General features: G+C 60.0%; 26 protein-coding genes, 2 tRNA genes and 2 pseudogenes. 23 read left to right on the top strand and 7 right to left on the bottom strand.

Annotated features, from left to right (window positions below):
• Positions 1 to 42: 42 nt before the first annotated feature.
• From CPA42_RS07500 to CPA42_RS07490, 3 genes are read left to right on the top strand one after another with little or no spacing between them, the layout of a single operon-like run.
• Positions 43 to 960 (top strand): ParA family protein, encoded by a 918-nt coding sequence (locus CPA42_RS07500; protein WP_002519394.1) that lies wholly within the window; start codon positions 43 to 45, stop codon positions 958 to 960.
• On the top strand, positions 945 to 1,310 hold the full coding sequence (locus CPA42_RS07495; protein ID WP_002516502.1) for a hypothetical protein: 366 nt from the start codon (positions 945 to 947) through the stop codon (positions 1,308 to 1,310). Before CPA42_RS07500 ends, CPA42_RS07495 begins: the two co-directional genes overlap by 16 nt.
• A 17-nt stretch (positions 1,311 to 1,327) precedes the next feature.
• Positions 1,328 to 2,065 carry a pseudouridine synthase gene (locus CPA42_RS07490; protein ID WP_002516481.1) on the top strand — a complete coding sequence of 246 codons (738 nt, stop codon included), beginning with the start codon at positions 1,328 to 1,330 and terminating at the stop codon, positions 2,063 to 2,065.
• Here the strand turns inward: CPA42_RS07490 and CPA42_RS07485 are convergent.
• The gene (locus CPA42_RS07485; protein WP_306387845.1) at positions 1,994 to 2,278 is read right to left on the bottom strand and encodes a hypothetical protein; all 285 of its coding nucleotides are present in this window, start codon (positions 2,276 to 2,278) and stop codon (positions 1,994 to 1,996) included. The two genes, CPA42_RS07490 and CPA42_RS07485, sit on opposite strands and share 72 nt — an antisense overlap.
• Here CPA42_RS07485 and CPA42_RS07480 point away from each other — a divergent pair.
• Positions 2,178 to 3,149, top strand: a complete 972-nt coding sequence (locus CPA42_RS07480; RefSeq protein ID WP_306387844.1) for an FKBP-type peptidyl-prolyl cis-trans isomerase — start codon at positions 2,178 to 2,180, stop codon at positions 3,147 to 3,149. The two genes, CPA42_RS07485 and CPA42_RS07480, sit on opposite strands and share 101 nt — an antisense overlap.
• A gap of 42 nt (positions 3,150 to 3,191) precedes the next feature.
• Here CPA42_RS07480 and gluQRS read toward each other — a convergent pair whose 3' ends face one another.
• Entirely contained in the window at positions 3,192 to 4,193 is a 1,002-nt protein-coding gene (gene gluQRS / locus CPA42_RS07475) for a tRNA glutamyl-Q(34) synthetase GluQRS (protein WP_172037276.1), read from the bottom strand.
• Positions 4,194 to 4,280: 87 nt separating this feature from the next.
• Here gluQRS and CPA42_RS07470 point away from each other — a divergent pair, with 87 nt between their 5' ends.
• The 12 genes and pseudogenes from CPA42_RS07470 (at position 4,281) to ilvC (ending at position 13,949) form a co-directional block, all read left to right on the top strand.
• Positions 4,281 to 5,243, top strand: coding sequence for a helix-turn-helix transcriptional regulator (locus CPA42_RS07470; protein ID WP_002513310.1), 963 nt, complete (start codon positions 4,281 to 4,283; stop codon positions 5,241 to 5,243).
• Complete coding sequence (locus tag CPA42_RS07465) at positions 5,240 to 6,208, top strand: WYL domain-containing protein (RefSeq protein WP_002516491.1); 969 nt, start codon at positions 5,240 to 5,242, stop codon at positions 6,206 to 6,208. The genes CPA42_RS07470 and CPA42_RS07465 overlap by 4 nt, the downstream gene beginning before the upstream one ends.
• On the top strand, positions 6,208 to 6,411 hold the full coding sequence (locus tag CPA42_RS07460; protein ID WP_002516500.1) for a hypothetical protein: 204 nt from the start codon (positions 6,208 to 6,210) through the stop codon (positions 6,409 to 6,411). The genes CPA42_RS07465 and CPA42_RS07460 overlap by 1 nt, the downstream gene beginning before the upstream one ends.
• A gap of 94 nt (positions 6,412 to 6,505) precedes the next feature.
• Positions 6,506 to 6,739: a twin-arginine translocase TatA/TatE family subunit gene (locus tag CPA42_RS07455; protein WP_002513313.1), complete on the top strand. Its 234-nt coding sequence runs from the start codon at positions 6,506 to 6,508 to the stop codon at positions 6,737 to 6,739.
• A 3-nt stretch (positions 6,740 to 6,742) separates the two neighbouring features.
• Complete coding sequence (gene tatC, locus CPA42_RS07450; protein WP_002519397.1) at positions 6,743 to 7,612, top strand: twin-arginine translocase subunit TatC; 870 nt, start codon at positions 6,743 to 6,745, stop codon at positions 7,610 to 7,612.
• A complete protein-coding gene (locus tag CPA42_RS07445) occupies positions 7,609 to 7,773 on the top strand; it encodes a hypothetical protein (protein WP_002516486.1) in 165 nt (54 codons plus the stop codon). The genes tatC and CPA42_RS07445 overlap by 4 nt, the downstream gene beginning before the upstream one ends.
• 20 nt (positions 7,774 to 7,793) lie before the next feature.
• Positions 7,794 to 10,547, top strand: a complete 2,754-nt coding sequence (locus tag CPA42_RS07440) for a DEAD/DEAH box helicase (protein ID WP_002516515.1) — start codon at positions 7,794 to 7,796, stop codon at positions 10,545 to 10,547.
• A gap of 49 nt (positions 10,548 to 10,596) precedes the next feature.
• Complete coding sequence (gene hisF, locus CPA42_RS07435; protein WP_002516482.1) at positions 10,597 to 11,358, top strand: imidazole glycerol phosphate synthase subunit HisF; 762 nt, start codon at positions 10,597 to 10,599, stop codon at positions 11,356 to 11,358.
• A 44-nt stretch (positions 11,359 to 11,402) separates the two neighbouring features.
• Positions 11,403 to 11,813: an HIT family protein gene (locus tag CPA42_RS07430; protein ID WP_002516512.1), complete on the top strand. Its 411-nt coding sequence runs from the start codon at positions 11,403 to 11,405 to the stop codon at positions 11,811 to 11,813.
• A 407-nt stretch (positions 11,814 to 12,220) separates the two neighbouring features.
• Complete coding sequence (locus tag CPA42_RS07420) at positions 12,221 to 12,448, top strand: hypothetical protein (RefSeq protein WP_002516488.1); 228 nt, start codon at positions 12,221 to 12,223, stop codon at positions 12,446 to 12,448.
• 17 nt (positions 12,449 to 12,465) lie between these two features.
• Positions 12,466 to 12,867: pseudogene (gene ilvN / locus CPA42_RS07415) on the top strand (acetolactate synthase small subunit).
• A 53-nt stretch (positions 12,868 to 12,920) separates the two neighbouring features.
• On the top strand, positions 12,921 to 13,949 hold the full coding sequence (gene ilvC / locus CPA42_RS07410) for a ketol-acid reductoisomerase (RefSeq protein ID WP_002516503.1): 1,029 nt from the start codon (positions 12,921 to 12,923) through the stop codon (positions 13,947 to 13,949).
• 66 nt (positions 13,950 to 14,015) lie between these two features.
• On the opposite strand, the gene CPA42_RS07405 is transcribed toward ilvC, so the two are convergent.
• The 3 genes from CPA42_RS07405 to CPA42_RS07390 all read right to left on the bottom strand — a co-directional run bounded on the left by CPA42_RS07405 (position 14,016) and on the right by CPA42_RS07390 (position 15,454).
• Entirely contained in the window at positions 14,016 to 14,594 is a 579-nt protein-coding gene (locus CPA42_RS07405) for an O-methyltransferase (RefSeq protein ID WP_002516506.1), read from the bottom strand.
• A 66-nt stretch (positions 14,595 to 14,660) separates the two neighbouring features.
• Entirely contained in the window at positions 14,661 to 15,053 is a 393-nt protein-coding gene (locus tag CPA42_RS07400; protein ID WP_002516516.1) for an isocitrate/isopropylmalate family dehydrogenase, read from the bottom strand.
• 20 nt (positions 15,054 to 15,073) lie between these two features.
• Complete coding sequence (locus CPA42_RS07390) at positions 15,074 to 15,454, bottom strand: isocitrate/isopropylmalate family dehydrogenase (RefSeq protein ID WP_002516511.1); 381 nt, start codon at positions 15,452 to 15,454, stop codon at positions 15,074 to 15,076.
• 87 nt (positions 15,455 to 15,541) lie between these two features.
• On the opposite strand from CPA42_RS07390, the gene CPA42_RS07385 reads away from it, so the two are divergent.
• Positions 15,542 to 16,633, top strand: a complete 1,092-nt coding sequence (locus tag CPA42_RS07385) for a branched-chain amino acid aminotransferase (protein WP_002519401.1) — start codon at positions 15,542 to 15,544, stop codon at positions 16,631 to 16,633.
• A gap of 39 nt (positions 16,634 to 16,672) precedes the next feature.
• Here the strand turns inward: CPA42_RS07385 and CPA42_RS07380 are convergent, their stop codons facing one another.
• Positions 16,673 to 17,962, bottom strand: a complete 1,290-nt coding sequence (locus CPA42_RS07380; RefSeq protein WP_002516498.1) for a thymidine phosphorylase — start codon at positions 17,960 to 17,962, stop codon at positions 16,673 to 16,675.
• Positions 17,963 to 18,042: 80 nt separating this feature from the next.
• On the opposite strand from CPA42_RS07380, the gene CPA42_RS07375 reads away from it, so the two are divergent.
• The 4 genes from CPA42_RS07375 (at position 18,043) to CPA42_RS07360 (ending at position 20,164) form a co-directional block, all read left to right on the top strand.
• On the top strand, positions 18,043 to 18,843 hold the full coding sequence (locus CPA42_RS07375; protein ID WP_002516499.1) for a fumarylacetoacetate hydrolase family protein: 801 nt from the start codon (positions 18,043 to 18,045) through the stop codon (positions 18,841 to 18,843).
• Complete coding sequence (locus CPA42_RS07370; RefSeq protein WP_002516508.1) at positions 18,843 to 19,787, top strand: CPBP family intramembrane glutamic endopeptidase; 945 nt, start codon at positions 18,843 to 18,845, stop codon at positions 19,785 to 19,787. Before CPA42_RS07375 ends, CPA42_RS07370 begins: the two co-directional genes overlap by 1 nt.
• Positions 19,788 to 19,880: 93 nt before the next feature.
• Positions 19,881 to 19,952 (top strand) — tRNA-Gln (locus CPA42_RS07365).
• Between the two features lie 136 nt (positions 19,953 to 20,088).
• Positions 20,089 to 20,164, top strand: a tRNA-Glu gene (locus tag CPA42_RS07360).
• A 123-nt stretch (positions 20,165 to 20,287) separates the two neighbouring features.
• Here the strand turns inward: CPA42_RS07360 and CPA42_RS07355 are convergent.
• Positions 20,288 to 21,007 carry an IclR family transcriptional regulator gene (locus tag CPA42_RS07355; protein WP_002517908.1) on the bottom strand — a complete coding sequence of 240 codons (720 nt, stop codon included), beginning with the start codon at positions 21,005 to 21,007 and terminating at the stop codon, positions 20,288 to 20,290.
• A gap of 144 nt (positions 21,008 to 21,151) precedes the next feature.
• Here CPA42_RS07355 and CPA42_RS13205 point away from each other — a divergent pair, with 144 nt between their 5' ends.
• Together CPA42_RS13205 and CPA42_RS13200 are read left to right on the top strand one after the other, a co-directional pair.
• A complete protein-coding gene (locus CPA42_RS13205; protein WP_002519402.1) occupies positions 21,152 to 21,331 on the top strand; it encodes a hypothetical protein in 180 nt (59 codons plus the stop codon).
• Positions 21,270 to 22,001, top strand: a pseudogene (locus CPA42_RS13200) (aconitase family protein). Before CPA42_RS13205 ends, CPA42_RS13200 begins: the two are co-directional and overlap by 62 nt.
• The last annotated feature ends 3 nt before the right edge of the window (positions 22,002 to 22,004 follow it).

Here is a 22,004-nt window from a genome sequence, read left to right as displayed (position 1 = left end):
GGAAGAGCAATATTGCCGCGACGTCGAGAGGAAGGTCACTACGTGTCCGAGACTGCCCCCGAACCGTTGTTCCGCGTACCCGGTCCGGGCCGGGAGGCCGAAGAGGCTGCCGAGAACTCGATCGGTCCGACCGGACGTCCGCTTCCTGACCTTACTGAGCCGACGCCGGCTCTCGGCGGCCCGAAACATGCCACCGTCATTTCGATGTGTAACCAGAAGGGTGGTGTCGGTAAGACAACAACCACCATCAACTTGGGTGCGGGACTGGCCGAATACGGACGACGCGTTCTGTTGGTGGACTTCGATCCGCAGGGCTCCCTCTCGGTGGGCTTGGGGATTAACCCCCATACTCTCGAAAATTCCATCTACACCCTGCTGATGTCGCCTCGTGACGACGTTCATGACGTCATCCAGCCCACTGAGACCGAGGGTATGGACTTGTTACCGGCTAATATTGATCTGTCTGCCGCTGAGGTGCAGCTCGTCAGCGAGGTGGCCCGCGAGCAGACCCTCAAACGGGTCATTGACCGGATCCGCGGCGAATACGACATGATCCTCATCGACTGTGCACCGTCGTTAGGTCTGCTCACCATCAACGCTCTGACCGCTTCCGACTACGTCATCATGCCTTTGGAATGCGAGTTCTTTGCCTTGCGCGGAATTGCTCTGCTCACCGACACTATTGAGAAGGTTCAGGACCGTCTCAACCCCGACTTGGAGGTCCTCGGCATCCTTGGAACCATGTTCGACCCGCGTACCCTGCACGCCCGGGAGGTCATGGAACGGGTGGTACAAGCCTTTGGTGACGTCGTATTCCACACCGTTATCAAGCGCACTATCAAGTTCCCCGAGACCACCGTCGCTGGGGAACCCATTACGAGCTACGCCTCCTCATCTCCGGGAGCTCAGGCCTACCGTGACCTGGCCAAGGAGGTACTGGCCCGATGCCGCGCCGCGTGAGCCTGCCGGGGGCGAACGAGCTTTTCCGTCCAACGGTTGGTAGCCACGAACCCCAGTCAGTTGAAGTTCCCCAACAGTCCAAGGCACACAGAGCACGCAAGACGTCTCAAGACGCCACCTCTCGTGGGAAACATGCTGGTAGCGGGCGAGTGCGCCATGATGAGAAGATCACCGTCTACGTCTCTACGGAGGAGCTCATCGCTCTGGAGACTGCGAGGCTGACAATGAGATCCCAGGGCATTAATGCTGATCGAGGCAGAATTGTGCGTGCCTCGGTGGCGATGGCCCTGGCCGATTTTGAGGAGAATGGTGAGGACTCTGCTCTCGCCCATCTCCTCACGACTGACTGAATACTTTAAGGACACATATGAGTAACGAGCAAGGCATCCGGCTGCAGAAGGTGCTGGCCCAGGCCGGTCTGGCATCCCGCCGTGCTGCTGAAGACATGATCGCGGCCGGAAGGGTTGAGGTCAATGGTGAACTCATCGTTGAGCAGGGGCGACGTGTTGACCCTGAGCGCGATGAGATCCGGGTCGATGGGTCCCGTATCCCGACTGCGCGGCGTCACGTCTACTACGTACTTAATAAGCCGCAGGGAGTTGTCTCTACTATGGACGATCCGGAAGGCCGCCCGTGCCTGTCCGACCTCGAAGGAGTGCCGCGCGGTATCCGTCTGTTTCACGTCGGTCGTCTCGACACTGAGACCTCGGGCCTCATCTTGCTGACCAATGATGGCGAATTCGCTAACCGGATGACCCACCCGTCCTACAAGGTTCTCAAGACCTACTTGGCAGATGTTGAGGGCCGCGTGGATGACAAAGTCATTCGCCGCCTTTCGAAAGGGCTGACCCTTGAAGACGGCCCTGTCAAGCCCGACGCCGTGCGCCTAGTACAGGCTGGCGAGGAGCATTCCTTGGTTGAGGTGAGCCTTCATGAGGGCCGCAACCGGATTGTGCGTCGCATCATGGATTCGGTCGCTCATCCAGTGCGTCGACTGTCTCGCACCGCGATCGGCCCGGTCCGATTGAAGCGGTTAGGGCGCGGAGATATGCGTGAACTTACCCATGAAGAACTGGGCCAGCTCCTCGACCTCGTCGAACTGTGAGTTCTCGCGCATGGCTGGAATTGTCCTCAAGCATCGCTCGGGTAACCTCAAGCAGGTGAGTTCGAACAAGTATCGTCTGGTCAACGCCGCGGCACTCGCTGCCGTCCTGTGCGTGTCGTCACTGGCCCTCGCTTCCTGTAACAAGTCGTCGTCGAGTCCGAAGCCTTCGGCGAGTGTCTCCAGCGTTTCGGCCCCCGCTTCTGCCAGCGCCAAGGCCTCCTCTTCCCCAACGAAGAAGCCGACTATGGTCACTAACCTCGACCAGATCAAGGTGTCTGGCGAGGACGGCAAGGCGCCAAAGGTTGAGGGAGCCTGGCCGCTAGCTATTGCTAAAACCGAGTCCAAAATCCTCAAGGAGGGCACAGGCGAAAAGGTCGACAAGAACGCCACCCTCAAAGTGAATTATGTCGGTGTCAACGGACGTACTGGCAAGGAATTCGACTCTTCCTATAAGCGTGGCACTACGGCTGACTTCCCATTGGCCCAGGTGGTTCCTGGATTCGCTAAGGGTCTTGTTGGAAAGCATCAGGGCGACCGAGTACTCATCATGATGCCCGGCTCTGACGGCTATGACTCCCAAGGTGGTGCCCCGCAAGCTGGCATCATGAAGGGTGACTCCCTTATTTTTGTCGTCGACATCGTTGCCATACCTTTGCCCAAGGCGACGGGTGAGACCGTCAAACCGGCGGCTGGTCTGCCCACCGTCAAGGAGGTGCAGGGTGCTCCCGCGGTAACCATCGGCAAGGCCACCAAGCCGAATAAACTCGTCGTCCAGCCCCTCATCAAGGGTAAGGGAGCTGCGGTTACTGCTCATGACTCCATCGACGTCAAGTACCGCACTTATGCTTGGTCCTCTGGGGAGCTCATTGAGGACGGATACTCCGGTGAGCCTGTGACTGGATCCATGAACTCCGTTATTCCTGGATGGAAGAAGGGATTGATTGGGCAGACCGTCGGTTCTCGGGTGATGCTCATCGTGCCGCCCGCTGACGCCTACCCGAACGGCAGCACTAACCCGCCGGTAAAGAAGGGCGAGACCCTGATCTACGTTATCGACATCCTTTCGGCTCAAAAAGAATCCTGAGTGGCGATGGCTTTGCGCGAGACATGTCGGCCGATATGTGTCTTAGGGTCGACGGGTCTCGCGCAGCACCGCCACATCGAGAACCGCATCACTCCACCACCCCATCGCTCCGCCAAGAGGCCTAGGATCTAAGCGGTGAATGCCCGCAACAGGGGTAGGCGGTGTCAGGGCCACATTGTTGACGAGCTCATGGGGATCAGCAACTTCAGGGAGTCCGAGGGAACGGCAGAGCCACGCCACGACCTGGCGGTGGTCAATACCTGAATCCGCGAGATCGGACAGCCCCGCCGCACCCGCCGACTTTGACAAGCGTACCCCTCCTGGACCGGTGACAAGACCGGTGTGGGCGTAGACCGGAGGGATAAATCCGAGCAGTTCGGCCAACTGGGCTTGGCGAGGGGCCGAGGACCATAGGTCTCGGGCTCGAACGACCTGATCGACCCCTTGCAGACCGTCGTCGACGACTACCGCAAGGTTGTAGGCCGGCGTGCCGTCATTGCGCACCAGGACAAGATCGTCCACCCGTCCTCGAGCACAGCCGCGAGCGAGGTCGGTCGCTTCGAAAGTGTTCAGTTGACTGGCCAGTCGGGTGGCTGGCGCCCGGGTGGTCAGACGTTCGTGTCTCTGCTGGACGGTGAGGCGGCGGCAGGTACCCGGATACGGGTGCCAATCGGCCTCGTTGGGGGCGGTAGTGGCCGCAGCGATTTCCCTGCGAGTGCAAAAACAGGGGTAGGTTTCCAGACCCGCTACTGCGTCGGCGTACAAGTCGAGGCGCTCAGACTGTCGGACGACTGGACCATCCCAATCCAGACCTAGGGGCTCCAGGTCGCGTAGTTGAGTCGAGGCAATTTTTCCGGCCGCGGCCACCCGCGCACGATCTAAATCCTCGATGCGTACCACGAACCGACGACCTGTCGAGCGTGCCAAAAGCCAGGCCGCTAATGCGGTGCGGAGGTTCCCCAGATGCAGTGCCGAGGTTGGGGAGGGGGCGAAACGACCAGCTGCGTGTCGAAGACCGGAGTGAGTGGTGGCGAAATCGGTCACGAGCGGCAGTGTAGGCAACAATTGGGGTGACGCGGCGGGCATGCCCCCGTCAGATGGGTAGGCTGGGACGCTGGAAGGAGGGTGCCGATGGCTGCACAGCGTTCGGAGAGGTTGGTTAACCTCGTCATCGCTCTCCTGGTCACCGACCGTCCTCTCACGCGTGCGCAGCTGCGTGACATGATCGAGGACTACCGCAAGGTTTCCGAGGTAGCGTTTCAACGGTCCTTTGAACGCGACAAAGAGGAGCTGCGTCGAATCGGTATCACCGTCGAATCGGTCACCCTCGACACCTTCTTCGGTGACGAGGTCGGCTACCGCATTCCCCGTGCCGATGTGGAGCTTCCCCCTGTCCAATTTACGCAAGCGGAGGCTGACGCTTTAGCGACCGCAGCCCGAGTGTGGCGCGAATCCGTCCTCGACGAGTCCTCCACGTCTGCCCTGGTGAAGTTGCGTGCCGCAGGAGTTGAGCCCGACACGGAGGCCGGCATCGCGACCCAGGTCGTCACTGGCGCAGACGCGCCATCGTTCTCTGATCTGTGGCGGGCCACTATTGACCGGTCCAGGGTCCGCTTCGGTTACCGAGGGGGAAAGCACCGTACCGTAGACCCCTGGCGAATGGCCTTGCGGCGTGGTCGTTGGTACCTCGTTGGACGAGACGTCGACCGCGATGAGCCACGACTATTTCGGCTGTCACGTATCAGTTCTGCCGTGACGACCGTGGGAGAACCCGGCGCCGTCGCGAGTCCTGAACCTGAGGTGATCGAGGCCCACCTCAATCGCCTCGAGCCACCTGAACCGGAGGAGGTTGACGTCACGATGGCCGTCGCCCCCGGAGTGCGTTTAGGGGTCATGACTACGCATGCCGAATGGGATGGTCCAGTTCCCGAGGGCTACGAAGTTGTTACCGGTGGGTTTGGCGGATATGACGAGGCCGCGACAGCCGTGCTACGCGCCGGCGGTCGTATCATCCTGCTTGCCCCCCAGGAGGCTCGCACTGTATTAGCCGAGAGGATCAATGCCGTGCTGCGGTTGGAAGAGAACGCCTCATGACGGCTCGCACTGATACCGCCCGTCTGCTAGCTCTTATTCCCTATCTGCGATCTCACCCTGGGGTGGCCGTCACCGAGGTTGCCCGAGTGTTTGGTGTCAGCACTGACCGTGTGATTGCCGATCTCAAGATTTTATGGATGGTTGGTCTGCCCGGTGGGATGCCAGACGACCTCATCGACATTGACATGGACGCCGTCGACTCCGACGGCACCATCACCATCACCAATGCTGATGCCCTGCCACGGCCTATGCGTCTGACGCCCGACGAGGCGTGGTCTCTGCTGGCCGCCTTGCAAGTCATCGCCGATTTGGCTGACGACACCGTTCGTCCTGCAGTGGAATCCGCGGTAGAGAAGTTGCGCCAGGTCTGCCCGCAGGCTGGTCCAGATCCGGTGGAGGCCAGCCTCCAAGCCGATTACGACCCTCGCTCAGAGTGGTTCACCGGGGCCTGTGCTAACAAGTGGCGGATTGAGATCGTCCATCGACGCGGTGACGACCCTACTCCGCATACCCAGATCGTCGACCCGGTGCGTGTCGAAGTTCGCGACGGTCATCGCTACCTCGTCGGATGGTCGATGGCTCGCAAGCAGTGGCGCACGTGGCGGCTTGACCGCATCGTCACTGGCAGGCGAGTTGGGCACGCCACGAATCACGGACGTCCGCCCGAAACCCTCGAATGGTTCTCTGACGTCGTGGACGAGGTGACGCTGACCCTTGCTCCGCGCGCGGGCTGGGTTGCTGAGTATCACCCGGTGCGCCATGTTGAGAAGGACGGGGACATGTGGAAGGTGACTTTTGCCGTCGCCTCTGCGACGTGGCTTGCTGAGCTCATGGTGGGCCTCGGACCAGATGTTCTCTCCGTTGACCCACCTCATGCTGCAGCTCCTGCCCTTCAGCTGGCGCGCGCTGCGGCTGCCGCAAATAGCATTGAGATTTCGAACCGTGAGGCGGTAGAGAAATCCTGATGTGGTGGATCTGGGTGTTGGTCTTTGCCGGTGTGCTGCTTGTCGTGGAGATCGTCGTTGGCACGATCTGGTTGTGGCGAAAGATCGCGGCTATCTTGGGTGAGGTTGAGCGGGTAACCGGTCGACTCGATGAGTTGGCTCACATTCTCGAGGATGTCGATACCACGATGAACAAGGACATGACGGCTCCCGAAGCGCCCTGATCATCGTGGTAGCCTGAACGCCGATCGTCGAGTTGGTAGCCTTCCTGTGCGGTACGGGGATGGGATGCCAGCCAAGTCTGGAAGGAGAGCCTCAATGGCTCCTCTGCTCATTGCGAATGAAGCAACCATCATCATCATCGTGCTTCTCGCGCTCGTACTCTTCGGTGGTTCCCGCATCGCTGGCGTCGGTAAGGGTGCTGGCCGCGCTATCCGTGAGTTCAAGGAAGAAACAGCGGGTCTGAACAAGGGCAAGGATGCGAAGGCCGAGAAGGACATTGAGGCTACCGAGGCTGACGTCGCCAAGGACGAGACCAAGCCAACTGAGTGAGTCATGGCCACGGATACTCGGCAGTCCGATGAGGATCACCGCCGGTTTGCCCGATTCCGTCCGCCCCAGGCTGGGGAGGGCGGCACAATGTCGCTCCTGGACCACATCCGGGAGCTCCGTTACCGGATCATTGTGTCGTTTATAGCGGTGGTCATTACGAGCTCCGTGGCCTTTGTCTTTTACCGTCCGCTGGTTGAGATCGTCATGCATCCGTACCAGCAGGCGAGCCTCGCCATCAAGGCGAAGAACCCGACGGCCTCCCTCCAGGTAGTCAATACTGGTGTCGTCGCCCCGTTCGTGCTGAATATGAGGGTGGCCATTGTTGCTGGCCTCATTGCTGCCTGCCCCATTTGGCTCTATCAGGTCTGGGCTTTTATTGTTCCTGGCTTGCTCGTCAATGAGAAGAAGTGGGCTCTGCGATTCCTGGGATCGGCTATCCCCCTGTTTCTTCTAGGATCAGTACTGGGGTATTGGGTGCTCCCGAAGGGTATTGCCTTGATGCTGAACTTCACGCCTCACGGCATGGGCATTACCAACCTGCTTGACATGAATGCGTTCTTGGCACTGGAGATTCGCGTCATCTTGCTCTTTGGAGTGAGTTTCCTGCTGCCGGTGGTCTTGGTCTTGCTCAATCTGATTCACGTCTTGTCGTCTGCGCAGCTGAAGGCGGCACGGAAGTGGTCCATCTTTGGATTCTTCTGTCTGGGCGCTTTTGTGAACCCGTCTGGTGACCCAATTTCCATGTGTGCTTTGGCTATTCCGCTGAGCGTCATGTATGTCATTGCGGAATGGATTTGCCGCAGCAATGAACGTAAGCGCTCGACCGACAATATGGGTATTGATAAGTCAGAATTCGATATTCAGATCGATTGAGCGGTGTCAGTCACACCACAAACGTTCAAGCCGCTGATATTTCGTGGCTTGCCACGGTCAAGGTGACCGGCTCGTTGTCATGGGATGGTGACGGCATGCGGATACGCTCGCGCCCCAGCGTCGTCGCCCGACCCCTTGTCGGGGTTCCCGGAGAGTCGTAGCCTCCCGCTAGGTTGGAGGTATGAGCGAGATTCTCGATCGGTTCATCGCCGGGTTGTCCTTTGAACCTGACGACTACCAGGTAAAGGCCTGCCAAGATCTCGATGACGGCGCGGGTGTTCTGGTGGCCGCTCCTACTGGAGCTGGCAAGACGGTGGTGGGGGAGTATGCCACTGATTTAGCTCTGGCATCGGGGCTGAAGTGCTTTTACACCACACCCATTAAGGCGCTGTCCAATCAAAAGTTCCATGACCTTGTCGCTAGACACGGTGAAGACCAAGTAGGCCTTCTCACCGGTGACGTCACCATCAACTCCGAGGCACCAGTCATCGTCATGACGACTGAGGTATTGCGCAATATGATCTACCGCAATTCCCATACTCTCGACACCTTGGGGTGGGTGGTGCTGGATGAGGTGCACTACCTCGCGGACCGTTTCCGCGGCCCGGTGTGGGAAGAGGTCATCCTTGGGCTCGATCCGCGCGTCAAGATCGTTGGTCTTTCGGCAACCGTCTCTAATGCCGAGGAATTTGGGGAGTGGCTCGACGAGGTGCGTGGCGACGTCAGGGTCGTCGTATCCGAGCGTCGCCCGGTACCGCTTGTCCAACACGTAGCGGTGGCGCGGCGTCTTTATGAACTCTTCGATTCGCGCCGTCCTACGGGGGTCAACCCCGAACTAACCTCCATTGCCAAGGAGGAGGCCCGGTTCCAGCGTGATGACTCCCGTCGTCCGCGAGGGAGGTCTGGCAAGGGGAAACGCAGTGTGTCTTATGGAACTGGCCGATTCGGTGGGGCTTCGGCACAGCGTCGGGGGCGTGGCGGTCGGCCTCGTGGCCCTCGCAACCAGACGAGCCGTATCCAGGTGGTGCGTTCCCTCCACAAGGTCAACCTCTTGCCGGCCATCATCTTCGTGTTCTCCCGGAGCGGCTGTGACGCTGCTGTCAGCCAGCTGCTTAACACCGACCTGGTGCTCACTAGCCAGCAGGAAGCTCGTCAGTTGCGTCGCATCGCTCAACGCCGTGGGGAAGGATTGACTGACGAGGAACGCCGCGCGGTTGGCTGGAATCACTTCATGGCAGCCTTCGAACGTGGCATTGCTGCTCACCATGCCGGTCTGCTCCCGGTGATCAAAGCGATCGTTGAGGAGGGGTTCGTCGCGGGATTACTCAAGGTCGTCGTCGCTACCGAGACCCTCGCCCTGGGCATCAATATGCCAGCTCGTACCGTCGTGCTGGAAAAACTCGTCAAATACAATGGCCAGACTCACGCTGACATCACCCCCGGGGAATACACCCAGCTCACCGGACGCGCCGGACGCCGTGGGATCGACACCCAGGGGCACGCCGTCGTCTGCTGGCAACCAGGTATGGATCCGCGTGCGGTGGCCGGACTGGCGTCGCGTCGTACGTACCCGCTCAATTCGACCTTTGTGCCGACATACAACATGGCCGTCAACCTCGTTGGATCGATGGGGCGGGAAAAAGCTCGTGACCTACTGGAGCATTCCTTCGCGCAGTTCCAAATCGATCGCAGATTGGGAGGCTCGGCAGTTCGCAACCGGCAAACCCAGGCCGACATCGAGGCCTACCTCAAGGCGGCCCATTGCGAAAGGGGAGATTTCACCGTATACGCCCGGTTGCGGGAAAACATTAGGGAGCTGGAACATGAGCAGGCGAGGTTGCGCAAAGGTGAACTTCCTAGCCAGGTTGCCGACTCACTGTCGAGCCTTGATCCTGGGGACATCATCGCCGTGCCATCTGGGCGTCACGCTGGGTGGGTCGTTGTCGTTGACCCTGGCACCCACGGCACGAGAGGTCAACGGCCTCGCCCCCTTGTCATGACTCCGGATCGGACGGTGATTCGTCTGGGGCATCAGGATATTGACGCCCCCGTTACGCGAGTAGCCGGCGTGAAAGTCCCGCGCCATTTCCACCCCGAAAACCAGGCCGATCGTCGCTGCCTCGGCAAGGCCTTCGATCGGGTACTTGAGGGGCTGGGGAGGCCAGTGGTGAAGCCGCGTCGTGCTGCGGTGGATGCTGAGCTTTCCGACCAGATCACCGAGCTGCGCTCCCAGATGAAGGCTCATCCCTGCCACTCCTGCCCTGATCGCGAGTCCCATGCGCGTTTCGCTGAACGTGCCATGAGACTTCGCCGTCGCAGTGAGAGGGAATTGACGAAAGCACGCGCGAAGGCGACGTCGATTGCCACCCAGTTTGAGCGAATTGTGCTGGTACTGGAGGCTTTGGGATACCTCGGTACGGGTGGGGATACTGTCACGGACGCTGGCCGGATGCTTTCGGGGATCTATTCCGAACTCGACTTGGTGACGGCTGAGGCAATTCGGCGAGGCGTCTTTGACGGCCTGGATTGTCCGCAGTTGGCGGCGGTGTTGTCGACCATCGTTCACGAGTCGCGGCCGGGGGACCGGGGCCACCTTCATCGCATGCCCGATGGGAAGAGCGAAGCGGCGGAGTCACAACTGCGTGCGGTCCGAGCCGAAATTGGTCTGCTCGAGCGTGACCACCGCATTGAGCGTCCCCGAGATCTCGACATTGGTTTTGCCGAGGCCAGCTATGCATGGGCTGCCGGTGCCGGTCTGGACACCGTACTCGACGACATGAGTGCTGGTGATTTTGTGCGCCGGGTGCGTCAGGTGTGCGATCTAGCTGGACAGATTGCCCATGCCGGGGTTGGGGAGAATCTGGCCCACACTTGTCGTCAAGTGGTGGGTGCCATGCAGCGTGGGGTTGTCACCATGGACCGCGAAGAAGACTGATTCGTGCGCCCACTAACAAGGGGGATGTGCGGCCCGGTAGCCTGAGGTCATGGCTGTGGCTATACGTGTCATTCCATGTCTGGACGTTAAGGATGGGCGGGTCGTTAAAGGGGTTAACTTCGTCGGTCTGCGCGATGCCGGTGATCCCGTGGAGCTAGCGGCGGAATACGGGCGGCTCGGTGCCGACGAGGTGACTTTCCTCGACATTTCTGCCTCAACAGAGGGGCGCGCCACCACTCGCGAGATGGTGACACGGTGCGCTGAGACAGTTTTCGTGCCCCTCACTGTAGGTGGTGGGGTGCGCGGGGTCGACGACGTCGATGTCCTGCTGAGGGCGGGAGCTGACAAAGTTGGTGTCAACACCGCAGCGATTGCTCATCCCGGGATGATCGACGAGGTCGCTGACCGGTTTGGCAATCAGGTCATCGTGTTGTCTGTCGATGCCCGTCGCGAACCAGATCGGCCATCCGGTTTTGGGGTGACGACCCATGGTGGCACCCGTTCGGCAGGGTTGGACGCCGTTGAGTGGGCTTGCCAAGCCGTGGAGCGTGGGGCAGGTGAGATTCTGCTCAATTCGATGGACGCCGATGGTACGGCTGATGGCTTCGATATTGAGATGATCGAGGCAGTGAGAGCAGCTGTCGACGTCCCCCTCATCGCTTCAGGTGGAGCTGGAAAGGTTGCCGATTTCGTCGAGGCGGCGCGCGCCGGAGTTGACGCGGTGCTCGCCGCGTCAGTTTTTCACTATCACACCCTGACGATCGCGCAGATCAAGGACGGCCTGCGTCATGCCGGCTTTGAGGTCCGCTGAGCGAACACGTACTGCACGCCTAGCCGATGTGGTAGTCATAACTTATGGACTGCCTTTTCTGCTCAATCGCTGCGGGAGACATCCCAGCGACGATCATTGACTCGGACGACGCCTCAGTCGCATTCCTCGACATCGAGCCTTTCCAGGATGGCCACACTCTCGTCATCCCGCGTAGGCACGTTACAAGCGTTCTCGACGATGATGGTGAGCTCGGACGTATCAGCCCGATGGTCACGAAGGTGGCTCGTCGCCTCGTGGACTCTCTGGGGGCTTCTGGAGTCAATGTCGTCTCAAACGCCGGTGAGGTTGCCGGTCAGAGTGTCCATCATCTGCACGTGCATGTCATTCCCCGGTACGACCGTGAGCCGGGCATCAACGCCATTCGGTCGGCCATGCCTCGTCGCCCTATTGAGGAGGTTGCGGCCATGGTGACTGGGGAATCGAATCGCAAATAGCTCATAATGTGAGACGTTTGTCCGAAACTGTTGACGGTTAGTCGTGCACACAAGGATCAGTGGCATGAACGACCAGCTTCTTGTTATTGGCTAGTGTCCTGATCCTCCCGGACAGCACGACCTGCCCGATATCTCTGCCTGGGTGCGTCAGTTACAGCGGATGAAAAACCTATGCACTCACATGGTGAAGAAACGCCCGAGGAAGAAATCTCCCCCCGCAGCAGGTCATCCAGCGCGTTGGTGCTTTGGCACCCCAAGACACCGTGCTCGGCATGGTGCGCCAGCGGCAGAACCTGTTCTTTTGATTGTCGGTTCTTTCACATGGATCTGCACTCCGACCCCTTACCAGACTTCGTCAAGCTTGCTGAAGCATTGGGGTGCGCTGTTTTCCGGGTCGCAGACCGGGCATGGTCGACGAGACGATCACAGCTGCCAACACGATCAATGACCGCCCGGTCGTGGTGGAATTCATCATCCGCACTGACGCCATGGTCTGGCCGATGGTGGCTTTCGGAGCCAGTAATGATGAAATCACGATCGCCCGAGATATGGCTCCGGACTGGGGTGACGTTGGAGACGACGTTGCTCCCGGCGACGAGGACAGCAACGATGATGAGGCCGGGAAGATGAGTTGACCAGACGCGTACTGTCGGTGTCGCCGACTGACGATCCCAGTGAGACCCGGATGACGATCGGAGTGGACGCCGTCTCCGCCCAGGCCCTTGAACAAATTATCAAGCAACTTAACAAACTCATTGAGATTCATAAGATCGCCGAACCAGAGCCGAGCACGGTCACCCGTGAGCTCATCCTGGTCAAAGTGCGTTCCAACGTCGAAAACCGTTCAAAGATCATCGACACCGTTGCTCTACGTCGTGCCAAGGCCGTCGACGCCTCACTGGAATCGCTGACGATCGAGGCCACCGGGTGACGTGAGAAGCTGGATGTGTTACTGCAGGTGCTGGAACACTTCGGAATTGTCGAACTTGTTCAATCCGGACAAGTGGCCCTCAACCGTGGTGTGGCTGTTCTCGGGGCGAAACGCCCCGGGTGACGTTCCCTAGATCCCAAGACAACCCAGACCCCCAACAAGGAGAGAAATACGCTATGGCAAAGATCTACTACGACGATGACGCCGATCTGTCCATCATCCAAAACCGTCAGGTTGCCGTCATCGGTTACGGTTCCCAAGGTCATGCTCACGCTCTCAACCTGCGCGACTCCGGTGTCGATGTGCGTGTCGGTCTGCGTGACGGCTCCTCGTCTATCGCCAAGGCTGAGGCTCAGGGGCTGCGGGTGCTGTCCATCGAGGATGCCTGCGAAGAGGCCGACTTAATTATGGTGCTCGTTCCCGACCAAAACCAGCGCCAGCTCTATGCTGAGCACATTGCCCCGCACCTCAAGGACGGTGACGCTCTCTTCTTCGCTCACGGCTTCAACGTCCACTTCGGCTACATCAAAGCTCCCCAGGGCGTCGACGTCTGTATGGTTGCCCCGAAGGGTCCCGGTCACATCGTGCGTCGGGAGTACTCTGATGGTCGCGGAGTCCCGGTGCTGGTGTGCGTCGAGCAGGATGCCTCTGGCATCGCCTGGGACCTCACGAGGTCTTACGCCAAGGCCCTCGGCGGTTTGCGCGCCGGCGGCATTGAAACGAGCTTCCGTGAGGAGACCGAGACCGATCTTTTCGGTGAGCAAGCGGTGCTGTGCGGTGGCCTGTCCCACCTCATCCAGGCCGGTTTTGAGACTCTCGTTACCGCCGGTTACCAGCCGGAGATGGCCTATTTTGAGGTTTGTCACGAGATGAAGATGATCGTCGACCTCATCATCGAAGGCGGTATCTCCAAGCTGCGTTGGTCAATTTCCGATACTGCTGAGTATGGCGACTACGTGTCTGGCCCGCGTGTGATCGACGACCACGTCAAAAAGAATATGAAGGCGGTCCTAGACGACATCCAAAATGGCGCCTTCGCTAAGCGTTTCATCGCCGATCAGGATGCCGGTGCTCCACAGTCCAAGAAATTTCGCGAGGGTGAGGCAAAGCATCCGATCGAGGCCACCGGTAAAGAGCTTCGCAAGATGTACTCCTGGCTGGCAGCTGCTGATGACGACTACACCGAAGGCAGCGTGGCTCGTTGAGCCTGCTGGCCTGACGTTGAGGGCCCGTAGGTACCGCGGGCCCTCAATTCTGTATCCTCTGCCTCGTCAGCCTCGAGCAGATAGCCGACAGGCAACGATGGCCGCCATGTCGGAGGCAAGCTGAATCTCGGTGGCGTGCACCTTCGGGTGGGTCAGCCAGGCCAGCCTGGTGGTATCGACGGTGCCATTGATGTCGTGGGGAGGAAAACCATGGCTGGGGGGCATATCGTCGATGACGACGAGGCCTCCGACCGAGACCGCCTTGAGAATCTCGTCAACATCGTGCGCTCTCGCTACTCGGATCGGTACCGAGAGCAGGCCGAAGGGGCCGTGATCGAGCAGGTCATCCCAGGTGCCCTCGATGACCTCGATATCGAGGTCAGCCAAGACCTCGCGAGCTCGGGCGCAGACCGTGGGATCTGGTTCGTAACTGACAACCCTGGTGCGTTTTCGTGCCCCCAGTCGTAGCCAGGCAGCTCCTGCCCCAGACCCCGTTTCGCACTCCCCAATGGCGCCATGTACCCCGGCCGCCAGGGTAGCCATGAATCGGCCGGTCTCATTGCGGGTGGTGGTGAAATAGCCCATCTCCAGTGCGTTATGGAGAGCTTTCGTCACCGGTTCAGGGATCTCGGGAATGGGTAACACGGGGCCATTCTGCCAGTCGGTATCTTCGAACTTTTTGTGAGGGCGGTTAGCTGGTAGTTGGTTGGGTCAGATGCGTTGGGCAATGTCTCGCCCGATCTCGCTGGTCGTTCGAGCGGGGCCGGAAGCCCTAGTGGCATTGTCCGCCGAGACAGCCTCGCGGACGCGGGCTGCATCCTCAGGGCGGTCAAGGTGATCTAGCAGCAATGCTATCGACAGGATCGCTGCCGTCGGGTCAGCCTTACCAGTGCCAGCAATGTCAGGCGCTGAGCCGTGCACCGGCTCAAACATCGACGGGAATTCGCCGGAGGTATTGATATTGGCGCTAGGGGCGAGCCCGACGCCACCGGTCACCGCTGAGGCAAGGTCGGTGATGATGTCACCGATGAGGTTGTCGGTGACGATGACGTCGAATCGCTGGGGGTCTCGTACCAGAGCGATCGTGACAGCGTCGACGTGCAAGTAGGTCGACGTGCAAGTAGTCAGTGGTGACACTCGGGAACTCTTGAACAACTTCGTCGACGATCCGACGCCACAAGGTTCCGGCATTGACGAGCACGTTGTGCTTGTGGATCAGGGCGAAATGGCCGCGCTCCAAATAAAACTGACGGCACCTCTGTCGAGTCAGGGGTAGCACCGACAGCGTCGAGCACGATGGCGACTTCCTGGGCAATCTCGGCCAGAGTGGAGTTGTCAAGAACCTCTCCCGTGGCCTTCCAATGTGCGGCGCCAAGGTGGTACTCGTGGGTGGCAAAAGCATCAGATCCGACGGTCTGCTCCAGTACGTGGAGTGCCTGCTCGGTGACTTCGGGGCCAATTCCGTCGCCGCCGATGACAGCGGGTTGCGTTACGTCGTCGGTCATAGGTGAACCATACTCAGCACGTCCACGATATGATCCGTCGATTCAAAAAATGGAACGAATGGCTCGGCGTGGGTGTAATGTGTGGCTATGAGTTTGCGCTTTGCTTCTGCTGACGATCTGACGTGGTCCTCCGACGAGCGGATCGCGCTGGAACATGCCAATCCACGATTTGGTGCGGTCCTTGCCGACCATATGGCTGTTGCTACCTGGCAGGCCGGTGAAGGCTGGGGAGACGACGCCGTGGTCAACTACCACGGACTTGATATCAATCCTGGCAGCGCTGTGCTGCATTATGCCCAGGAGATTTTCGAGGGCCTGAAGGCTTACCGCCACGCTGACGGTTCTATCTGGCTCTTCCGCCCTGATCAGAACGGTGAGCGTTTTGTTCGGTCGGCCGAGCGTCTCGCCCTGCCCACGCTGCGAGTCGAAGACTTCGTTACTGCTTGTATGCGCTTGGTTGAGGTCGACTCCCGTTGGGTCCCTGAGCCCGGTGAGGGTGGAGAGAAGTCCCTCTACCTGCGGCCGTTCATGATCGCCTACCAGGATTTCCTCGGTCTTGCCGCGGCAAGTACCGTGCTGTTTTCCGTTATTGGTTCTCCCGTTGGCGCTTACTTTGTCAGCGGGGTGAAACCGCTGCGGCTCCTCGTCGAGCGTCGTCAAGCTCGAACGGCCCCCGGCGGTACCGGTGAGGCGAAGTGCGGTGGCAATTACGCAGCTTCGCTGCGTTCCCAGATCGATGCCAAGACCCGTGGCTGCAACGAGGTGCTCTTTGTCGATGCAGTTGAACATCGCTGGATCGAGGAACTGGGTGGTATGAACTTCATGGCCATCAGCAAGGACGGTCAGCTCGTCACCCCCGAGTTAGCTGGCACCATCCTACGTGGCGTGACTCGCAGATCCATTCTGGAAGTTGCCCCCGACCTCGGTCTTGAACCAGTGGAGCGCAAGATCGATGTTGACGAGCTCCTTGATGGCGTTCGCTCTGGCGAGTTCCCGGAAGTCTTCGCCTGCGGTACCGCCGCGGTTGTCACACCGATCGGCTCTTTCCTAGATGGAGATACCGACGTGAAGGTCTCTGAGCCCACCGGAAAGACCACGATGGAGATCCGTCGCCGTCTGCTGGATATCCAGTTCGGACGCGCTGAGGACACCCGTGGCTGGTTGAAGCGAGTCTGCTGACGGCGTCGACGTCCATTGGGGCCGGCCCCAATGATATGTTCACGACTGGGCTACGACGGTGTCGATGACAATGTCTTGCGGCTGGAAGGTTTGCCCGACGGTGAACGCGTTGGTCATGGCATCCTCGGCCCGCGCAATGGAGTCGGGGGTGTCGGTGAGCAGGGTGGCCAATGGCTGGCCTGTGACAACGCGGTCGCCGGGGCGAACTCTTAACATGATGCCAGCCGCAGCTTGCACCGGATCCTCTTTGCGGGCGCGTCCGGCACCCAAACGCCAGGCAGCTAGGCCAACGGACATGGCATCAATCCCGGTGATGACGCCAGCCTCGGTGGCGACGATGTCCTGGGTGTGGTGGGCCATCGGTAGTGGAGCGTCAGGGTCGCCGCCCTGGGCACGAACCATGTTGCGCCAGACATCCATTGCCTGGCCACTGGCGAGTACATCGGCCGGGTCGATGCCGTCCAATCCAGCCACCTTCACCATGTGACGGGCCAGGGCGACGGTGAGCTCGACGACGTCGGCAGGACCTCCGCCGGCTAACACCTCGAGGGATTCGGCAACCTCGATGCCGTTACCGCAGGCGTAACCCAGTGGGACGTCCATGTGGGTCAGTAGGGCGGTGGTACGCACCCCGGCGGCTTCACCTAGCTCGACGAGACGGCTGGCGAGTTCGCGGGCGTCCTTATCTGTCTTCATGAAGGCACCCGAGCCGGTCTTGACATCGAGGACGAGGCTGTCGGTGCCCTCTGCGATCTTCTTGCTCATGATGGACGAAGCAATCAGCGGGATGGACTCGACGGTGCCGGTAACGTCGCGCAGGGCGTAGAGCTTCTTGTCAGCAGGGGCTAGTCCCGGGCCCGCTGCGCAGATGACGGCGCCGACTTTCTCGAGCTGGGCGACCATCTCGTCATGAGAGAGATCCGCCCGCCATCCGGGAATGGCCTCCATCTTGTCGAGGGTGCCTCCGGTGTGGCCCAGGCCACGCCCAGACAGCTGTGGGACGGCAGCACCGCACGCGGCCACCAGGGGAGCCAGCGGCAAGGTAATTTTGTCGCCCACGCCGCCAGTGGAGTGCTTGTCGACAGTGGGGCGGGACAGCCCAGCGAAGGACATCCGCTCGCCCGACTTGATCATGGCCGTCGTCCAGGCTGACAGCTCAGCGTCGTCGAGCCCCTGGAAGTACACCGCCATCGCCATGGCAGACATCTGCTCGTCGGCGACGATGTCGTCGGTGTAGGCGCGGATAAGCCATGCGATTTGGTCGGAGTTGAGAGTCTGGCCTTCGCGCTTAGCGCGGATAAGGTCGACGACGGAATAGGTGCTGGTCATGGCGCAAGTATGACAGGGCTTACCCTTCTTCAGTGCGTGGATGCCCCGGTTATGTCGCGTTATGTCGTTAGTCTTAACTCATGCGTATTGCCCGGTTTGTCACCGCTGGTTCCGACCCTGCCTTCGGGATCGTAGAGCTTGCTGCCGATCATGGAGATCATCCCGAGACCATCGCCGTTATCACTGGAGACCCAGTGGCGGCACCGGTTCAATACACTGGTGCCCGTCACGACCTTGCCGATGTGCGGTTGCTGTCTCCGGTGATTCCGCGATCGAAGATCATTGGGGTTGGTCGTAACTACGCCGATCACGCCAGCGAACTGGGCAATGAGGTTCCCCACCAACCGCTTCTATTTGTTAAACCGAATACCTCGGTTATCGGCCCTGACGAACCCATTGTGCGACCGACTGCGTCCTCCAACCTGCACTACGAGGGGGAGCTGGCCATCGTTATCGGACGGATCTGTAAGGACGTGCCAGAGGACAGAGCTCAGGAAGTCATCTTTGGGTTCACCGTTGCCAATGACGTCACTGCCCGCGATCTGCAAGATTCTGACGGTCACTGGGTTCGCGCCAAGGGGGCTGACACCTTCTGCCCGCTGGGGCCATGGATGGTTACCCACTTCTCCATTGCAGAAGCGTCTCACCGCCAGATTGTGACTCGACTAGACGGTAGGGAGGTTCAGCACGGTAATACCGACCAGATGGTCCACACCATCCCCAAGCTCATCTCCTATATCTCTTCGTTCATGACCTTGTTGCCGGGCGATGTCATCCTCACGGGTACCCCCGCTGGGGTCGGGCCGATGGAGCTCGGACAGCGCGTCGAGGTTGAAATTGAGGGGATCGGGACGCTAACGAACACTGTCGTGGAGGTCTGATGGCGGCTCGTGTCCTGTCCCGCCATGTGACGGTGACTGACCCCGAGCCACGGGTCGACTACACCCGGGTTCTCGTTGATTCGAGTGCTGGCCCGGGTCCCGGACTGCTGGGGCTCATCGGGTTGCTGTTGGGGTATGCCGTCGTCGTTCCGGGCTTGCTATACGCCTTCCTTGGCGTCGGTTGGCTCCTTGAGCGTACCGACGGGGAAAGGTTCAGCGCCTATTACACGCGAGCAGCCGGGTATCACACCGTCGGAGGGCTCATAGCCACACATGTAGCTCTAGCCAGCCTGATCGTCGTGGTGCTTGTGCTCGCCCGCTACCTTAACCATCGTGTGCCGCGATGGGTGGCTTCGGTACAACCAGGAATTCGCTGGAGATTCGGGTTGTTGGTGGGCCTTGTCGCTGTAGTGGTGCTCAACCTCACGCAGTTACTGGTACGAGGAGGGGTCAACGCCCATTACATCGTTCCCCGGCACTGGTGGGCGTGGTTGTTGGCAATCATCATAACTTCGCCGTTCCAAGCGATCGCCGAGGAGATGTTCTTTCGCGGCTACCTCATGAACGTCATCTCTGGACTGTCGGTGAACCTGCCGGAAAAAGCCGGGTGCTGGACGTCGGTAGTCGTCTCCGCACTGGTTTTTGCCTTCATGCATGGCACGCAAAACGCGTGGCTTTTCGCGGATCGATTCGCCTTTGGTTTGCTCGCCGGTTGGCTCGTCATCGTCACAGGAGGCCTCGAGGCTGGCGTGGCGGCTCACGTCGTCAACAACCTTTTCGCCTTCGGTTATGCAGTCTTTCTGGGAGGGGTGTCGCAGGCCCGCGGCATGACCGCGATGAGTTGGGTGGATGCCGCGTGGGACGTTGGTGGCTTCTTGACGATCGCTCTTGCCGGATGGTGGATCGGAAGTCTCATGAGAGTGGCCCGACGGACACCCGCGTGACAAGGAGTTTCGCCCTGATTTGCAAAGTTGGTGGATGGGCCATTAGAGTTTCTCGTCGTTGCGCCACCGAGGTTCATCACGGTGGAATGACATTGGGGTATGGGGTAATTGGCAGCCCGACTGATTCTGGTTCAGTTAGTCCAGGTTCGAGTCCTGGTACCCCAGCGCGGGAAACCAAATCCATGAAGTTGCACAGATAGCGGATGGATTGCTAAAGTTTTCCAGCCCGGTTTGGAAACGAGTCGGGGGACAATCGAAGAAGGTTTTCAAGACCGAACTCGACGGTCATTGATAACTTCATGGCCCCGTAGTGCAGCGGCCTAGCACGCGGCCCTCTCAAGGCTGAAACGGCGGTTCGAATCCGCTCGGGGCTACCAATGGTAGATGGCCCGGATCTAGCAGGATCCGGGCCATGGCAGCATCTTGGCGAGATGCCATCCCCCAAGGTGCGAAGAATTACCCTCTCACACCCCTGGTCGCTTTGGGCAGCACTGTGACCCTCATTGCGCGGACCGGCGCAGCACCTCCGATAAGCGCTCTCCCGCCGCGACGACGGCAGGAGCGTGAATACGTCCCGGCTGACGGGTGAGACGCTCGATCGGTCCTGACACCGATATAGCCGCAATGACCTTTCCTGAGGGAGAGCGCACTGGGGCCGAGACCGATGCCACACCGGCCTCACGCTCACCGACAGATTGAGCCCAGCCGCGCTTGCGCACGGCTGCCAAGGTGACTTCGGAGAAGGCAGAGTGGCTTAAGCCACGGCGGATCTTGTCGACGTCTTCCCATGCCAGCAGGATCTGAGCGGCTGAACCGGCGTCCATCGACAACACCGACCCGACCGGAATGGTGTCGCGAAGACCGGTGGGACGTTCAGCAGCTGCGGCACAGACACGGCTGCCGGCCTGGCGTCGGTACAACTGAGCGGACTCACCTGTGATGTCACGCAGCCTGGCCAGGATCGGCCCGGAAGCCGCCAAGAGACGATCTTCGCCGGCGGCTGCGGCAAGTTCTGATAGCCGCGGGCCAAGAATGAAACGCCCCTGTAGATCGCGTCCGACGAAACGGTGGTGTTCCAGAGCGCGCGCCAAGCGATGGGCTGTCGGGCGAGCCAATCCGGTCATTTGAACCAGCCCTGCTAAGGAGGCCGGTCCGGTCTCGAGGGCTGCCAATACGAGGGCGGCCTTGTCCAATACACCAACACCACTTGATTCGTCCATATGCCGATACTAGCGTTCCAAATCTTGACCGTCGAACCAAAATGGGTGTTGTCAAGAGGGGGATCACACTGCAAACAACGGATGGGAAGGTGCGGTGGGGAGGACGTTGAGCGAGAAACTCTGGGACGCTCACATCGTTCAGGCATGGGGCACGACGGGGAGCGTGATCTTCTCTACATCGACCTTCACCTCGTCCACGAGGTGACAAGTCCGCAGGCTTTCGATGAGCTTATTAGTTGGGCGCTCGGTTCGTCGTTCGGTTCTGACCATTGCCACCGAGGACCACAACATCCCTACCGTCGGCAGTATCGAGCCAATTGTTGACCCGGTCTCGCGCGCTCAGGTCGAGGCGTTGCGAGCCAACGCACCTGAGTTCGGTGTGCCGCCTTTAGGGGACGCCGATCAGGGGGTCGTGCACATCATCGGTCCCCAACTGGGTCTCACCCAGCCGGGGATGACTGTCGTCTGTGGTGACTCCCACACCTCTACACACGGCGCCTTCGGGGCCTTAGCCTTCGGTATCGGTACCAGCGAGGTTGAGCATGTGTTGGCTACCTAGACCCTCCCGCAGGTTCGTCCCACAACGATGGCCGTCATGGTGGATGGGGAAGTGCCTGAGGAGGTCACACCTAAGGACCTCATCCTGGCCCTCATCTCCGAGATCGGCACCGGTGGGGGACAAGGTCATATGGTCGAGTATCGCGGCGAGGCCATCGAGAAGATGTCGATGGAGGGTCGCATGACGATCTGCAATATGTCGATTGAGTGGGGAGCTCGCGTCGGCATGGTTGCTTCTGATGAGACCACCTTCACCTACCTCAAGGATCGTCCGCACGCTCCGCGTGGTGCACAGTGGGACAAGGCTGTCGCGTACTGGCGCACTCTGCGTACTGACGACGATGCGACCTTTGACGCTGAGATCCATGTGGACGCCTCGAATCTCGCCCCCCTTCGTTACCTGGGGTACCAACCCTGGGCAGGGACTCCCCCCTAGGCG

Origin of the sequence: Cutibacterium acnes (assembly GCF_003030305.1) — a bacterium.
Lineage (GTDB): Bacteria > Actinomycetota > Actinomycetes > Propionibacteriales > Propionibacteriaceae > Cutibacterium > Cutibacterium acnes.
This window is presented reverse-complemented; position numbering and strand designations above follow the sequence as displayed.

Bases quoted from the DNA above. Each gene is read 5' to 3' on its own strand.
- CPA42_RS07470 (WP_002513310.1), top strand. From the start codon at position 4,281: ATGGCTGCACAGCGTTCGGAGAGGTTGGTTAACCTCGTCATCGCTCTC.
- CPA42_RS07370 (WP_002516508.1), top strand. From the start codon at position 18,843: ATGGCGGCTCGTGTCCTGTCCCGCCATGTGACGGTGACTGACCCCGAG.
- CPA42_RS13205 (WP_002519402.1), top strand. From the start codon at position 21,152: ATGGGGCACGACGGGGAGCGTGATCTTCTCTACATCGACCTTCACCTC.
- tatC (WP_002519397.1), top strand. From the start codon at position 6,743: ATGGCCACGGATACTCGGCAGTCCGATGAGGATCACCGCCGGTTTGCC.
- CPA42_RS07440 (WP_002516515.1), top strand. From the start codon at position 7,794: ATGAGCGAGATTCTCGATCGGTTCATCGCCGGGTTGTCCTTTGAACCT.
- CPA42_RS07495 (WP_002516502.1), top strand. From the start codon at position 945: ATGCCGCGCCGCGTGAGCCTGCCGGGGGCGAACGAGCTTTTCCGTCCA.
- CPA42_RS07355 (WP_002517908.1), bottom strand. From the start codon at position 21,007: ATGGACGAATCAAGTGGTGTTGGTGTATTGGACAAGGCCGCCCTCGTA.
- CPA42_RS07375 (WP_002516499.1), top strand. From the start codon at position 18,043: ATGCGTATTGCCCGGTTTGTCACCGCTGGTTCCGACCCTGCCTTCGGG.
- CPA42_RS07380 (WP_002516498.1), bottom strand. From the start codon at position 17,962: ATGACCAGCACCTATTCCGTCGTCGACCTTATCCGCGCTAAGCGCGAA.
- CPA42_RS07385 (WP_002519401.1), top strand. From the start codon at position 15,542: ATGAGTTTGCGCTTTGCTTCTGCTGACGATCTGACGTGGTCCTCCGAC.
- CPA42_RS07430 (WP_002516512.1), top strand. From the start codon at position 11,403: ATGGACTGCCTTTTCTGCTCAATCGCTGCGGGAGACATCCCAGCGACG.
- ilvC (WP_002516503.1), top strand. From the start codon at position 12,921: ATGGCAAAGATCTACTACGACGATGACGCCGATCTGTCCATCATCCAA.
- hisF (WP_002516482.1), top strand. From the start codon at position 10,597: ATGGCTGTGGCTATACGTGTCATTCCATGTCTGGACGTTAAGGATGGG.
- CPA42_RS07455 (WP_002513313.1), top strand. From the start codon at position 6,506: ATGGCTCCTCTGCTCATTGCGAATGAAGCAACCATCATCATCATCGTG.
- CPA42_RS07465 (WP_002516491.1), top strand. From the start codon at position 5,240: ATGACGGCTCGCACTGATACCGCCCGTCTGCTAGCTCTTATTCCCTAT.
- CPA42_RS07460 (WP_002516500.1), top strand. From the start codon at position 6,208: ATGTGGTGGATCTGGGTGTTGGTCTTTGCCGGTGTGCTGCTTGTCGTG.
- CPA42_RS07420 (WP_002516488.1), top strand. From the start codon at position 12,221: ATGGTCGACGAGACGATCACAGCTGCCAACACGATCAATGACCGCCCG.
- CPA42_RS07390 (WP_002516511.1), bottom strand. From the start codon at position 15,454: ATGACCGACGACGTAACGCAACCCGCTGTCATCGGCGGCGACGGAATT.
- CPA42_RS07490 (WP_002516481.1), top strand. From the start codon at position 1,328: ATGAGTAACGAGCAAGGCATCCGGCTGCAGAAGGTGCTGGCCCAGGCC.